The 13,988-nt window shown below is 72.3% G+C and carries 14 protein-coding genes; 12 read left to right on the top strand and 2 right to left on the bottom strand.

The window, feature by feature from the left end:
• The 7 genes from CLV30_RS22460 to CLV30_RS22430 all read left to right on the top strand — a co-directional run.
• Positions 1-1,057, top strand: a 1,057-nt coding sequence (locus CLV30_RS22460) for an HNH endonuclease signature motif containing protein (protein WP_211300104.1), incomplete at its 5' end; no start/stop codon positions are given.
• 166 nt (positions 1,058-1,223) lie between these two features.
• Positions 1,224-1,646 (top strand): hypothetical protein, encoded by a 423-nt coding sequence (locus CLV30_RS22455; RefSeq protein WP_106539475.1) that lies wholly within the window; start codon positions 1,224-1,226, stop codon positions 1,644-1,646.
• A 29-nt stretch (positions 1,647-1,675) separates the two neighbouring features.
• Positions 1,676-2,452 carry a CPBP family intramembrane glutamic endopeptidase gene (locus CLV30_RS22450; protein WP_106539488.1) on the top strand — a complete coding sequence of 259 codons (777 nt, stop codon included), beginning with the start codon at positions 1,676-1,678 and terminating at the stop codon, positions 2,450-2,452.
• 97 nt (positions 2,453-2,549) lie between these two features.
• Entirely contained in the window at positions 2,550-2,996 is a 447-nt protein-coding gene (locus CLV30_RS22445) for a hypothetical protein (protein WP_106539474.1), read from the top strand.
• Positions 2,997-3,031: 35 nt separating this feature from the next.
• On the top strand, positions 3,032-4,483 hold the full coding sequence (locus tag CLV30_RS22440) for a sensor histidine kinase (protein WP_106539473.1): 1,452 nt from the start codon (positions 3,032-3,034) through the stop codon (positions 4,481-4,483).
• Positions 4,480-5,163 (top strand): response regulator transcription factor, encoded by a 684-nt coding sequence (locus tag CLV30_RS22435; protein WP_106539472.1) that lies wholly within the window; start codon positions 4,480-4,482, stop codon positions 5,161-5,163. The genes CLV30_RS22440 and CLV30_RS22435 overlap by 4 nt, the downstream gene beginning before the upstream one ends.
• Before the next feature lie 22 nt (positions 5,164-5,185).
• Positions 5,186-5,611 carry a hypothetical protein gene (locus CLV30_RS22430; protein ID WP_106539471.1) on the top strand — a complete coding sequence of 142 codons (426 nt, stop codon included), beginning with the start codon at positions 5,186-5,188 and terminating at the stop codon, positions 5,609-5,611.
• 35 nt (positions 5,612-5,646) lie between these two features.
• Here the strand turns inward: CLV30_RS22430 and CLV30_RS22425 are convergent, their stop codons facing one another.
• Positions 5,647-6,840 (bottom strand): phosphotransferase, encoded by a 1,194-nt coding sequence (locus CLV30_RS22425; RefSeq protein ID WP_106539470.1) that lies wholly within the window; start codon positions 6,838-6,840, stop codon positions 5,647-5,649.
• A 205-nt stretch (positions 6,841-7,045) separates the two neighbouring features.
• Between CLV30_RS22425 and CLV30_RS22420 the strand changes: the two genes are divergently transcribed.
• The 5 genes from CLV30_RS22420 (at position 7,046) to CLV30_RS22400 (ending at position 13,146) form a co-directional block, all read left to right on the top strand.
• The gene (locus CLV30_RS22420) at positions 7,046-8,020 is read left to right on the top strand and encodes a sugar phosphate isomerase/epimerase family protein (protein ID WP_106539469.1); all 975 of its coding nucleotides are present in this window, start codon (positions 7,046-7,048) and stop codon (positions 8,018-8,020) included.
• A gap of 61 nt (positions 8,021-8,081) precedes the next feature.
• On the top strand, positions 8,082-9,773 hold the full coding sequence (locus CLV30_RS22415) for a DUF885 domain-containing protein (protein WP_106539468.1): 1,692 nt from the start codon (positions 8,082-8,084) through the stop codon (positions 9,771-9,773).
• Positions 9,774-9,926: 153 nt separating this feature from the next.
• Positions 9,927-11,294: a hemolysin family protein gene (locus tag CLV30_RS22410; protein ID WP_106539467.1), complete on the top strand. Its 1,368-nt coding sequence runs from the start codon at positions 9,927-9,929 to the stop codon at positions 11,292-11,294.
• The gene (locus CLV30_RS22405; protein WP_106539466.1) at positions 11,291-12,304 is read left to right on the top strand and encodes a hemolysin family protein; all 1,014 of its coding nucleotides are present in this window, start codon (positions 11,291-11,293) and stop codon (positions 12,302-12,304) included. Before CLV30_RS22410 ends, CLV30_RS22405 begins: the two co-directional genes overlap by 4 nt.
• On the top strand, positions 12,304-13,146 hold the full coding sequence (locus CLV30_RS22400) for an SAM hydrolase/SAM-dependent halogenase family protein (protein ID WP_106539465.1): 843 nt from the start codon (positions 12,304-12,306) through the stop codon (positions 13,144-13,146). Before CLV30_RS22405 ends, CLV30_RS22400 begins: the two co-directional genes overlap by 1 nt.
• Here CLV30_RS22400 and CLV30_RS22395 read toward each other — a convergent pair.
• Positions 13,097-13,969: an LLM class flavin-dependent oxidoreductase gene (locus CLV30_RS22395; RefSeq protein WP_106539464.1), complete on the bottom strand. Its 873-nt coding sequence runs from the start codon at positions 13,967-13,969 to the stop codon at positions 13,097-13,099. The genes CLV30_RS22400 and CLV30_RS22395 overlap by 50 nt on opposite strands.
• Between the last annotated feature and the right edge of the window lie 19 nt (positions 13,970-13,988).

Below are 13,988 nucleotides of genomic sequence, written 5' to 3'. Positions count from 1 at the left end.
GACCGTGCAAGCCGCGGTGCTGCCGACCGCTGGGCGCCGCACCCACGCGCAGCTGGACCGGGCGCTGCGCCACGAGGTCATCGCCGCCGACCCCGACGCCGCCGAGATCCGCCGCCGCAGCGCCACGCAGCGCCGGCAGGTCTCGCGGCCCGAGCCGGCCGGGCCCGACAACGCGGAAACGATGGCCGTGATGAGCCTGTACGGCCCGGCCGAAGACCTCACCGCGTTGTTCACCGCGCTCGACGCCGCCGCACGCCACGCCCGCGAACGCGGCGACGAACGGAACCTGCACCAGCTACGGTTCGACACCCTCACCGGCCTCGGCTGGACCGGCCTCGACCTCGCCCACCTCGGCTGCTGCAACCCCACCTGCACCACCAACACCAACAACACCGACGACGCCAACGGCACCAACGGCGTCAATAGGCCGACCAAGGCGACCGGGACGACCGGGACGGCCGGTGATCCCGGCGCCGGTGACCGCGGTGGCCGCGGTGATGTCGCCAGGTTGGCTCGCCGCCACGGCCGTGCCGCCACCGTGCACGTCACCGTGGCCGCATCCACCCTGTTCGGCGCCGACGAGCAACCCGCCTGGCTGGACGGGTTCGGCCCGATCACCGCCGACGCGGCACGCCGCATCGCCGGCGAAGGACCCTGGCGACGCCTGCTCACCGACCCCGCCACCGGCGAACTCCTCGAATACGGACGCAGCACCTACCACCCGCCACCACACCTGGCCACGTTCGTCATCGCCCGCGACCAGACGTGCCGGCTGCCCACCTGCGAGCGCCCCGCCAGCGAGGCGGACATCGACCACAAACAGCCATACCACCACGGCGGCAGCACCGGAGCGAGCAACAACTGGCCCCTGCACCCCGGACACCACCTCGGCAAGACCCACCACAGCTACCGCATCCACACCGACACCCACGGCACCACCTGGTGGACCACCCCAGCCGGACACCAGTACAGCGTCGAACCCGAAACCATCGGACCGCTCGTGAAACGACTCGCTCGCGACCGGCCGGCCGAACCAGCCGAGACCGCACCGTTCTGAATCGCGAGTTACGGCAGCGCGGTCACCAGGGCAGCGAACGTCGCCGGACCCAGGAAGCCTTCGCCGCTCGCTCGGCAGTGGTTGGCAGTGTCATGTCTGTCGATGGCAGTGCCGTGACCACCACGATCGCCGGGTCGTACTGAACGCGGACGCAAGGAGGGGCACCATGACCACGGACAGTTTCACCGCGACTGCCGGCACCGTCCGGACGCGTGAGAACCCGCTGCTGCGGTGGGCGCTGATCACCGACGGCGCCGTGTCGGCGGTGAACGGCCTGGCTTACGTCGCAGCGGCGAACGCCGTTGGCGATCTGCTGGAGCTGCCGGTGTCGTTGCTCGTCCCGGCGGGCGTGTTCCTCGTCGTGTACGGGCTCGTGCTGATCGCGATGGCTCGGCGCCCGCGGCTCGCCCGGCGCGCTGTCGCCGGGGTCGTGGTGCTGAACGCGCTGTGGGTCGTCGACAGCCTCGTCGTCGCGTCCGGCGCCTGGTTCGACCCCGGCACCGCCGGCGTCGTCTGGTTGCTGATGCAGGCAGCCGTCGTGGCCGCGTTCGCCGTCGTGCAGGCGGTGGGGATGCGCCGCGCCGGCTGAACCGGCGGCGTGGATACTCTCGTGGCGTGGTGAGCCAGGCAGCGGACGAGGCATCGACGGGACGGTCCCGGCGCCGGCTGACGGCGGAGATCTGGATCGTGCTCGGCCTGTCGCTCGGGCAGTCGGCGGTCTACGCCGTGGTCAGCCTGGTCGCGAAGCTGACCGAGGACGAGGAGCTGCGTGACCAGACGGCGACGCTGAACGCATCGCAAAGCACCCGTGAGTACCTCGACCTGACCTACCAGGTGTTGTCGATCGCGTTTGCCTTCGTGCCGGTCGTGCTGGCGTTGTTCCTGCTGTCGGCTCCCGGCCGGTCCGCGGTGCGGGCCATCGGCTTCGACCTCGGGCGGCCGTGGCGGGACCTGGCGGCAGGCGCCGGGCTCGCCACGGTGGTCGGGCTGCCGGGCATCGGCGTGTACCTGCTCGGCCGCGAGCTGAACCTCACCGCCACCGTCGTGCCCAGTGCGCTGAACGAGTACTGGTGGACGGTGCCGATCCTGGTCCTCTCGGCGCTGCAGAACGCGGTGGTCGAGGAGGTCGTGGCCGTCGGGTTCCTGATGACGCGGCTGCGGCAGCTGAACTGGCAACTGCCGATGATCATCGCCACGAGTGCCGTGCTCCGCGGGTCGTACCACCTGTACCAGGGGTTCGGGATGGCCATCGGCAACGCGGTGATGGGGGTGCTGTTCGGCTGGTGGTTCCACCGGACCGGCCGGGTGATGCCACTGGTCGTCGCCCATACGGTCCTCGACATCGTGTCGTTCGTCGGATACGCGCTGTTCAAGGACGTCCTGGGGCTGCCGTGAGCCACGAGCCGCCGGAGGGCCGGCCGTGGCATCATCATGAGAGCCCTCTCATCGGGGACTCACTCTCGTCTCGCCGAGCTGGACCAGCATCGTGACCATGAAGTCGGTAGCAGCGCTCACGCTCACGGCCGCAGCCGTGGCCGTCGCCGGGGTCGTCGGCGTCGCCGCGCTCGTCTCGGGACCGTCGGCCGGTGCCGACCTCGGCGGGCCGGTCGATGTCGGCTCCACGGACAGTGCCACGCCGCGGCCGGACGTGACGTCGTCGTCGCGGCCCGAGCCGAGCCCCACCAAGTCGCCGAGCCGGGCGCCGTCCGGCTCGCCGAGCACCTCGCCGCCCGCGACCGACGACGACGGCAAGGGTGACGACGACGGGCGTGACGACGACGGCGTGGGCGACCCGGTGGAGCCCGCGCCCCCCGTCAACGCCGACGACGACGGCGACGACCGCGAACGTGGTGACGACGACGGCAGCGGCGGGGACGACGGAAACGACGACGGCGCCGACGGCGGCGACGCCGGCGACGACGAGGATGATGACGGCTGAGCACCGACCGGTCCGGGCGCGACCCCGGTGGGCGGGTGCGGCTGTCCGTCCGCACACGCGTACTGGCCGCGGTCCTGGGTGCGGCGTCGCTCGGCATGCTCGTCGCGGGCGTGACGTCGTACCTCGTGCAGCGCGAGCGGGTGGACTCCCGCATCGACGACAACATCGCGCAGGAGGTCGAGGAGGTCCGCGAGTTCGCCCGGTCGGGTGTCGACCCCGAGACGGGTGCCGAGTTCACGTCGGTCTCCCGGTTCCTCGAGGTCATGCTCCAGCGCAACGTGCCGGATTCGAGCGAGGGGCTGCTGACTCTCGTGGACGGCGTGCCGGCCTGGGTTCCGGGCACGGACGTCGGGCTCCGGCTCGAGGACGACCCCCAGTTCGTCCGGACCGTCTCGGAGGTCCCCGGTGACGCCCGGGTGCGGCCGCGGACGGCCGAGACCGCGGCGTCGGGCACGCTGCGCTACGTGGTCGTGCCGGTCTCGGTGCCGGGCGATCCCACGCCGGGCCGCTACGTCATCGCCTACTCGCGTGACATGGAGCAGGCCGAAGTCGTCGACGCCTACCGCACCTACGCGGCCGTCGCCGGGGTGTCGGCCGTGGCCGTCGGGCTCGTCGGCTGGGCGGTGGTGGGGCGGCTGCTCGGCCCGGTCCGGCTGCTGCGCGAGACCGCACAGCAGATCAGCGACACCGACCTTTCCGGCCGCATCGCGGTGCGCGGCAGCGACGACGTGTCCGAGCTCGCACGCACGGTGAACGCCATGCTGGACCGTCTCGAGGTCGCCTTCGCCGCACAGCGCGAAGCGCTCGACGACGCCGGGCACGAGCTGCGCACGCCGATCACGATCATCCGCGGTCACCTGGAACTGATGGACCCGGCCGACGCCGGCGACGTCGCCGAGACGCGCACGCTTTCGCTCGACGAGCTGGACCGGATGCATCGGATGGTGGAGGAGCTGATCGTTCTCGCCAAGGCGAAACGGCCGGACTTCGTGCACCCGCGGCCAGTGGCGGTGGGGCCGCTCGTCGACGACGTCCTCGGCAAGGCGGAGGCCCTGGCGCCACGCCGGTGGCAGGTGGACTCCCGGCCCGAGACGAGCGTCGTCCTCGACCCGCAGCGCATCACCCAGGCGCTGCTGCAACTGGTCGCCAATGCGGTCGCGTTCACCGAACCGGACGACACCATCGCCATCGGTGCCCGGCTGGACGGCGACACGGTGCGGTTCTGGGTCCGCGACACCGGTTCCGGCATCGCGCCCGAGGACGTCGAGCGGATCTTCGACCGCTTCGCCCGGGCCGACACCGGCCGCGGTGTGGACGGATCGGGGCTCGGCCTCGCGATCGTGCGCGCGATCGCCGAGGCGCACCGCGGTCAGGCGTCGGTGCGCAGCAGCCCCGGTTACGGCGCGACCTTCACTCTCGACCTGCCCGCCGCGCCGGCGGATGCCCCGGCGGACGCCCCGGCCATGCCCGAGGAGGAGAACCCGTGAACAGGATCCTGATCGCCGAGGACGAACCGCGGATCTCCGCGTTCGTCGACAAGGGCCTGCGTGCGGCCGGCATGACACCGACGGTGGTCGGTGACGGCCGCGCGGCCCTCGACTACGCGACGACGGGCGACTTCGATCTGCTGATCCTCGACATCGGGCTGCCGGTGGTGGACGGTTTCGCCGTCCTGCGGCAGTTGCGCGCGTCCGGCAGCGCCGTCCCGGTGATCATCCTGACCGCGCGGGACTCCATCACCGACACCGTCGCCGGTCTCGAGGGCGGCGCGGACGATTACATGGCCAAACCGTTCCGCTTCGAGGAGCTGCTCGCACGCATCAGGCTGCGGCTGCGCGACGACCGGGCGCCGGAGTCGACCGTGCTGCGCCACGGCGGGCTCGCGCTGGACCTGCGCACCCGCCGGGCCACTGTGGACGAGCGCACGGTCGAGCTGTCCGCGCGTGAGTTCGCTCTCGCCGAGACGTTCATGCGCCATCCGGGCCAGGTGCTCAGCCGCGAGCAGCTGCTGAGCCGGGTGTGGGGGTACGACTTCGACCCGGGGTCGAACGTCGTGGACGTCTACGTGCGCTACCTGCGTCGCAAGCTGGGAAGCGAGCGGTTCGCGACGGTGCGCGGCGTCGGGTACCGGTTCGTCGACGAACCCGCCGACCCGGTGGCCGAATGAGCCGTGGCCGGGGCACCGCGCGGTGCCCCGGCCACGATGTGTCGACGGGTTCTACCCGGCCGACGGGGCGCTGTTCGCCGATGCCGCGGTGGCCGGTGAGGCGGGGGTCGCCGGTGAAGCCGGGGAAGCCGGTGAAGCCGGGGAAGCCGGGGAAGCCGGGGAAGCCGCGGTGCTGGGCGAGGTCGCGGATGCTGCCTCCGCACCGGAACCCGGCTGCTCGCGCGAGTCGTCGGCGTCAGAGCCCGGCGTCGACGTGCTGACGACGCTGCTGGAGGGTCCGTCGGACGTGCTGAGCGCGGGGACCGCCACCGCCGTCCCGGTGCCGATTCCCACCGCGGCCATCGTGCCGACCGCGAGCCACTTCTTCTGGACCTTCATCGTGTTCCTCCTCGTGCTTGCGGCGCCGGGACGGCGCCTTGCCGGTACGTCAACAACTCTCGTCCGCTGAGGTGAGGCGTCGAGGAGAGCCGGATGAGAGAACTCTCAGACGGCTTCGAGCCGGCGTTCGGCCAGCGCCAGCCGGGCGGCCGTGGCCTCCTGCCAGCCCGGATCCTGGGCCCGGTACGGCCCGGTGGCCAGCGACAACAGCACACCTGCTGTCCGCGCGGCCAGCTCGCGCCGGCCCACCCGGTGTTCGAGGGCCGGCATCCACGTGCTCAGGGCGCTCGCCGCACCGCCGGACGGGTCGTCGGCGGCCTGCAGCTCCAGGTGCGCCAGCAGGCACGCGAGATCGTCGGCGCGGCGGCCGGGACCGAGCGTGTCGATGTCGAGCAGCCCGGTGACCCGGCCGCCGGCGACCAGGAGCTGGTCGGTGTAGAAGTCGCCGTGGGTCGGCTCGACGTCGCCGCCGTCGTCGGCTCCGAGCACGGCGTTGACACCGTCGGCCAGGGCCGTGGTCCGCGAGCGGAGCTCGGGGCAGGCCGCGGCGACCACGTCGGCGTAGTGCGTCGCGTGGGCCGGCCACGGGGCACGGCGGGGCAGGTCGGCGACCTCGGGCGGCAGCCGGTCCAGCAGGCCGAGCAGGTCGTGCACGCCGACCGGCGGTGACGCGGACGCAGCGGACGACGCCAGCGCCGCCGTCAGCGTCGTGCCGGACAGCGCCTGCAGGGTGACGACGCCGTCGTCACTGTGCCCGAGGATGCGCGGGACCGGCAGCCCGGCCGCGGTGAGCATGCGGTGCCGCCGGTCGACGTCGGCCGCGGCGCGCGGGCGCACGATCTTCAGGTAGAGCTGCCGGGAGCCGGAGGTGACCTCCACGACAGCGCGCTTGCGCGGCCGGTACGAGACGACACGCAGCCGCGGCTCGGCGCCGTCGGCACCGAGCGGGCCCAGCATCTCCGCGACCGTCGACGGGAAGCACGCTGCGGCGAGGCCGGGCAGCTCCGGGTCGAACGGGAACCGCCACACCTGGACGTGGCGGTCACCGTCGGTGATCGACGGACCGGACGCGGGCGGGGTCGGCGAGACGGTGGCGCCGAGGGTCTCCTCGCGCTCGCCGTCGGGCCAGGCGACGGTCGCCGTGTAGGTGGCGGTGGTGCGGTCGCCGGGCCGGTGCTCGACATCACGCAGCCACCAGTTCCGCAGCGCCGCCCCGGCGGGGGTGAGGGCGGCGCCGAGCAGGTCCGCGACGTCGGGTCCGGTCAGTAGGTCGAGCCGGGAGGCGCTGTCGTCGTGCACCGGCCCAGCCTGCCGGGGTTCGGTGAGCCGTCGATGAGGCCCCGATGAGAGGGCTCTCACCGGGGCGGAGTTCGACAAGTGGGCGGCCAAGTTTGTCCGACATCTTTCGGAACTGGGGTTTACACTTTCGGATCTGCATGACTAAGGTCACAGACGGTCGAGTCCTGGGGTCGCCGGTAACTCCGTCATCAGCAAAGGAGTGGTCATGGCACATCGTGGGGTGAACCGCCGAACGTTCGTCCGTGCGGCAGCCGGAGGCGCCGCGGCCCTGGGTGCGGGCGCGGCACTGGGGTCCGCGGCAGCGCCCGCGGCGGCCGGAGGGCGAGACGTCCTGATGCCGCGGGGACGCGTCGGGCTCCAGCTCTACAGCGTGCGGGACAAGATCGCCGAACTGGGGTTCACCCCGGTGCTCGAGGAGCTGGCGCGGATCGGCTTCCGGCAGATCGAGTTCGCCGGCTACAGTTCGCCCGCCGAGCCCGGGCTCACCATCGCCAAGCTGCGCCGGCTGCTCGAGGACAACGGGCTCGTCGCGGCGGCCAGCCACATCGGGCTCGGTGCGCTGCTCGACCCGGACCGGCGTCAGCGCGAGTTCGAGATCGCCGCCGAGCTGGGCATGCCCTACATCGGGACGGCGAGCAACTTCCCCGGCGACACCGTCGACGAGATCAAGGCCGGAGCCGAGCGGTTCGACGCGGCCGGCGCCGCGGCGGCCGAGTACGGACTGCGGATCTACCAGCACAACCACTCGGCCGAATTCGCGCCGACCGCGGACCGGCCGGACGTCCGCCGCTACGACGTGTTCCTCGAGAACACCGACCCGAGGCTGACGTTCTTCGAGATGGACATCCTCTGGGCGTTCGGCGGTGCCCGGAAGTACCGGCAGCAGCTCGGCGACTTCAACCCGGCGGACTACGTCAACGCCGACCCGTTCCGCTACATCGCGTTCCACGTCAAGGACGGCGTTCCGTTCGACGACCCGCAACGGGGCCACTCGTACCAGGACGTGGTCTTCGGCGACGGCGTCATCGACTTCCGGGCGTTCTTCGGTTCGCTGCGGGTCAAGGGCAGGCCGCTGTACCTGTGGGAGCAGGACCGGGCCATCCACGAGCAGCCGGACCCGCCGGGATCGCTGGGCGCGGCCGAGACGAGTTACGACCGCATGGTCGCGCTGCGCGGCTGACGACGAGCGGGGGCCGGTGGCCGGTCGCCGCTCGTGTCCCGGCGCCGGGCATCATGGACACATGACCACGAGTGCCGATGCCGCCACCGTCCTCCGCTCCCTGGCCGACGAGTACTGGGAGCACCAGCTCGAGGACCAGCCGCTGCTCGCGTCCTACCTGGGCGACCACCGATACGACGACCGCGCCGGCGACGTCTCGGCGGCCGCCGAACAGGCACGCCGAGACCGCTGGATCGCGTTGCGCACCAGGGTGGACGCCGTCCCGACGGACGATCTCGAGCCGACGGACCGCGACACCCACGAGCTGCTCCGCGGCGAGCTGGACCAGGCCGTCCGCGTGATCGACCTGCGGCTGACCGAACTGGCGTCGGACCAGATGCAGGGGGTGCACGCCGATCTGCTGATGACGGCGGGCCAGCTGCGCGCTCCCGAGCCGGAACACGCGCGGATGGCCGTCGACCGCATCCACGCGATGGCCGAGCTGCTCGACCAGGCCGCGGCCCGCTACCGCGACGGCGCCGCCGCCGGCCGGACGCCCGCGCTCATCAACGTCACCCGCTCGCGTCACCAGGTCGAGAGCTACCTCGCCTCGCCGCTCGAGTCCGACCCGTTCGTGCATCTGGCCGGTCCGGAGGGCTGGGACGGCGAGCCCGCGTGGCGCGCCGAGCTGACCGACGCGGTGCGAGACGTCCTGCGTCCGGCGTTCGCCCGCTACCGTGACGTGTTCGCCGACGAGCTCGAACCCGTGGCCAGGCCCGACGACCGCGCCGGCCTGGCTCACCTCGCGGACGGCGAGGAGATCTACCGGGCGCTGATCGAGCTGCACACCGGATTGCCGCTGACGGCCGACGAACTGCACGAGATCGGCCTCGAACAGGCCACCCGTACGATCCGCCAGGAGTTCGCCGAGGTCGGGCAGCGCGCGTTCGGCACCTCGGACGTCCGTGCCGTCTTCGACCGGCTGCTGAGTGACCCGGCGCTGCGCTACCACGACGGCGAGGAGATCATCGCGCACGCGCGCCGCTGCCTTGACCTGGCCCGCGACACGATGGCCGACTGGTTCGGACTCCTGCCGCAGGCGCCGTGCGTGCTCTCGCCGGTTCCCGGCTACCTCGAGGCCGACGTGCCGCCCGCTTACTACATGCCGCCGGCTCCGGACGGCAGCCGGCCCGGAGAGTACTTCGTCAACCTGCACGAGCCGACCGAACGCGGCCGGTACAACACCGCGTCCATCGCCTTCCACGAGGCGATCCCCGGTCACCACCTGCAACTGGCGATCGCCACCGAGCGCACCGACCTGCCGGACTTCCGCCGGGTCGGGCTGGGCCACACCGCGTTCGTCGAGGGCTGGGCGCTGTACACCGAACGTCTCGCCGACGAGATGGGCATGTACGTCGACGACCTCGACCGCCTGGGCATGCTGGCCTCGGACGCATGGCGCGCCTGCCGACTGGTGGTCGACACCGGGCTGCACTCGCGCGGCTGGACCCGCCAGCAGGCCATCGACTTCATGGTCGAGCACATGCCCGTCGACCTCGACACCATCACCGTCGAGGTGGACCGCTACATCGGCATGCCGGGGCAGGCGCTCGCCTACAAGGTCGGCCAGCGCGAGATCCTGCAACTTCGTGACCAGGCACGCCAGCAGCTCGGCGACACGTTCGACGTCAAGGGCTTCCACGACGCCGTGCTCGGCGGCGCGACCATCAGCCTTCCGGTGCTGCGCCGCCGCGTGGCCGAGTGGATGGCGTGACGCGTCCGGCGGCTTCCGGCGCTAAGCTTGTGTCAGTAGGTCCGGCGTGAGATGCCGGATCCGTAGTTTCTCAGGAGGAGTTGTGTCCGCCGTGCAGACGGACGGGTCAAGTCGACCTTCATCGTCGCGGCAGTCCGGGCTCGGTGATCGGTCGTGATCACCGCTCTGGCCATCATCGCCGTCTTCGTGCTGACCTTCGGCACCGCATACTTCGTCGCTCAGGAGTTCGCCTTCGTCTCCGCCGACCGGGTGGAGCTTTCCCGGCGGGCGGCGGCCGGCGACCGGCGCGCGGCCTCTGCCATCCGGGTCATGGAGCGGCTGTCGTTCATGCTGTCCGCGGCCCAGGTCGGCATCACCGTCACCGGCCTGCTCGTCGGGTTCATCGCCGAGCCCGCGTTCGTGCAGGTCATCGAGCCTGCCCTCGGATCGGTCGGGCTGCCCGGCCCGGTCGTGTCGGGGGTTGCGGTGGCGCTCGGGTTCGCCCTGGCCACGGCCGTGCAGATGCTGCTCGGCGAGCTGTTCCCGAAGAACGTCGCCCTCGCGACGCCGGAGCGGCTCGCGACGCTGCTGGCGCCGTCCACGCACGTGTACCTGGCGATCAGCGGCCCGGTCGTGCGGATCTTCGACGGCTCGGCCTCCTGGGTGCTGCGCCGCGTGGGCATCGAGCCGGTGGAAGAGTTGCACCACGGCGCCACGCTCGAGGAGCTGGGCCATGTCATCGACGAGTCGCAGGCGCAGGGTTCACTGTCGCCGCACATGTCCCGGCTGCTCAGCCGGGCGCTGACGTTCTCCGAGCACACCGCCGGCGAGGCCATGGTGCCGCGCCCGGACGTGCGCGGCGCGCGCCGCGACGACCCCGTCGCGTCGGTGATCGCGCTGATCACCGAGCACGGGCACTCGAACTACCCGGTGCTCGGCGAGACCACCGACGACGTGGTCGGTGTCGTCGGTGTCCGTGAGCTGATGTACGTCGGCGAGTCCGGCGTGACGACGACGCCGGTCGGCGACGTGGCGCGACCGGCCCTGCTGGTCCCGGACAGCCTGCCGCTGCCCGCGCTGGTGCAGCGGATGGCCGCGGACGACGACGAGTTCGCCTGCGTCGTGGACGAGTACGGGGGACTGGCGGGGATCGTCACGCTGGAGGACATCTCCGAGGAGCTGCTCGGCGAGATCACCGACGAGACCGACCGCCAGCCGGTGCTGGCGCTGCGCCAGGGCGACTGGTGGCGGGTGGACGCGGGGCTGCGCGTCGACGAGGCGGCCGAGCGGACCGGCCTGCGCCTGCCGGAGTCCGACGACTACGACACGGTCGCCGGCATGATCGTGGCGGCGTCCGGCTCGTTCCCGGAGCCCGGCGACCGGCTGACCGTGCCGGACCCGGTGGATTCGGCGGACGCGGATCCGGGCGGCCTGGACGTCGAGGTCATCACCGTCGCGCGGCACGTTCCGGAGTTCGTGCTGATCAAGGAGCACGTCGCGGCGCGGGCCGACGATGTCGCCGAGGCGGGTGCGCAGCCGTGAGCCCGCTGACCGCGATCGTCGTCACCGCCGCCCTGCTCGTCGCCAGCGCGTTGTTCGTCGCCGCCGAGTTCGCGCTGGTGGGTGCCCGCCGGCACCGACTGGAGCAGGCGGCCGCCGCCGGCACGCGTGGCGCGAAGGCGGCCCTGAACGGTGTGCGTGAGCTGTCGCTGATGCTCGCCGGCGCCCAGCTGGGCATCACCATGGTCATGATCGGCCTCGGCATGGTCTCCGAGCCGGCGTTCCATCACCTGCTGGAACCGCCGCTGTCCGCGATGGGCCTGCCGCATGCGGCCGCGGACGTCGCGGCGCTGGTGGTCGCGCTCGTCGGGGTGACCTACCTGCACGTCGTGGTCGGCGAGATGGCGCCGAAGTCGTGGGCGATCGCGCATCCGGAGCGCTCGGCGATGCTGTTGTCGCCGCCGTTCCGCGCCTACGCGGCCGTCGTGCGCTGGGCTCTGCTGCTGATGAACGCGCTGACCAACCTGCTGGTCCGGATGGTGCGGCTGACACCGCGCGACGAGATCACCACCGTGCGCAACCGCGAGCAGATCCACCAGCTGGTCAGCGAGTCGCAGCGGCTCGGGCTGATCCGTGACGACGATCACGGCCTGCTCACGCGGGCACTCGGCGCGCCCGAGCAGCCGGTGCGCACGGTCATGGTGCCGGCCGATCGGATCGTGTCGGTGCCGGTCGGTGCCGGTCCGCAGCAGGTCGTCGACGTCGGTCGGGACAGCGACCGGACCCGCGTCGTGGTCCGCGACGACAGCGGCGCGATCGTCGGCGCCGTGCACGTGCGCGGCGCGCTGATCGCGCGGGGCCAGGGCGTTCCGTGGACCGCAGGCGCGGCCGCGCTGCCCGTGCCCCGGGTCACGCCGGACGCCGACCTGGCCAGGGTGGCGGAGGTCCTGCAGGGTGCGCGGGCACAGCTGGGTGTCGTCGAGGACCGCACCGGCGCCGTCATCGGACTGGTCAGCATGGACGACGTCGTCACCGCCGTACTGGTCAGCTGATGACCTACGACTGGATCGCGTTCCTCACCGACTACGGCCGGCGGGACGGGTTCGTCGCCGCCTGCCACGGGGTCATCGCCGGTATCGCGCCGCGGGTGCGCGTCATCGACGTGACGCATGACGTGCCGCCGCAGGACGTGCGCCACGGCGCGGCGGTGCTGGCGCAGACGGTGCCGTACCTGCCGCCCGCGGTGGTCGTCGGCGTCGTCGACCCCGGCGTGGGGACCCACCGCCGTGGCGTCGCACTGCGGGCGGGCGAGAACGTCCTGATCGGGCCGGACAACGGCCTGCTGAGCTGGGCTGCTGAGGCGTGCGGCGGGACGACGGCCGCGGTGGAGCTGACGTCCCCGCGGTTCCGCCTCGACACGCCGGCGACGACGTTCGACGGGCGGGACGTGTTCGCTCCGGCGGCCGCGCACGTCGCCGCGGGGGCACACGTGTCGGAGCTCGGCGCGGACGTGCCGGTGGCCGACCTGGTGCGCCTGCCCGATCCGTGGGTCCGCGTCGAGCCGGGCACGCTCGAGGCGGAGGTCCACGTCGTCGACCACTTCGGCAACGTCGCACTGGCGGCGAACGCGGACGACCTCGGGTCCGCCGGACTGGCGGGAGCAGAGTCCGTCGAGACGACGGTGGGGGAGCGCCGGTACCGGGCGCCGCTGGGCCGCTCGTTCGCGGAGGTGGCGTCCGGGGAGCTGGTGGTGCTGATCGACTCGTCCGGGCACGTGTCGGTGGCCGCCAACCAGGGTGACGCAGCCGCGCTGCTCGGCGTCGCGCCGGGCGACCGGCTGACGCTCAGGTCAGTGCCGGAGGGCCCTGGTCGACACGGCGCAGGACCGGCGTGAGCCGGTCGAGGTCCTCGCTGGTCTCGATCTGGCGCTCGTCCCACCAGGTGGCGCCTGCGGCGGCCAGAGGCTCGATCAGGTCGCGTGCCCGTGCCGGGTCACCCGGGCTGACACCGCCGACGACGATCTCGAAGGGCTCGTCCGAGCGGTCCTCGCGGTTCTGGTGGACGAAGGAGACCAGGTCGCGAAGCTGATCGACAGGTGGAGCATGTCCGTGTTTCGCGTCCGCGAACAGCGGGACGGCGCCGTCCCAGCGTGCGGCACGCCGCATCGGCCGGCGGCGCGGCCAGAATCCGCCGATCCAGACGGGCGGGCGGGGACGTTGCACCGAGGCGGGGAGCAGGGTGACGTCCCGGACCTGATAGTGGCGTCCGTGATGGTTCACCGTCTCGCCCGACCAGTAGCGGTGCAGGAGCTCCAGCCCTTCGTCCAGGTGCTCGGCCAGCACCACCGGGTCGGTGGGTTCGCCGAAGCTGGCGAACTCGTCCTCGATCGGCCCGCCGAGGCCGGCGCCGAAGATCACCCTCCCGCCACTGAGTGAGTCCAGAGTGGCCACCTGGCGCGCGAGCTGTTCCGGCCGTCGTCGGGCCACCGGCGTGACGAGCGTGCCCAGCCGGAGGGTCGTGGTCGCCAACGCCGCGGCGGTCAGCAACATCCATGGATCGCCGAAGGGCTGTCCCCGGCGCTGCTGCTTGTCGTGCACGACGTGATCCCAGATGAGCAGCGCGTCCCAGCCTGCCTGTTCCGCCCTCGTGGCCACCGTCGCCACTGCGCCGGCGTCGGCGAAGTCGCCGAAGTTGGGAATGTTGACCGAGAAGCGCATGCTCGTATGTTGCTGGACC

The sequence above is a fragment of the Haloactinopolyspora alba genome, assembly GCF_003014555.1.
Lineage (GTDB): Bacteria > Actinomycetota > Actinomycetes > Jiangellales > Jiangellaceae > Haloactinopolyspora > Haloactinopolyspora alba.
The sequence above is the reverse complement of the archived record's forward strand: the minus strand, read 5'-3'. Positions and strand labels throughout refer to the sequence as shown.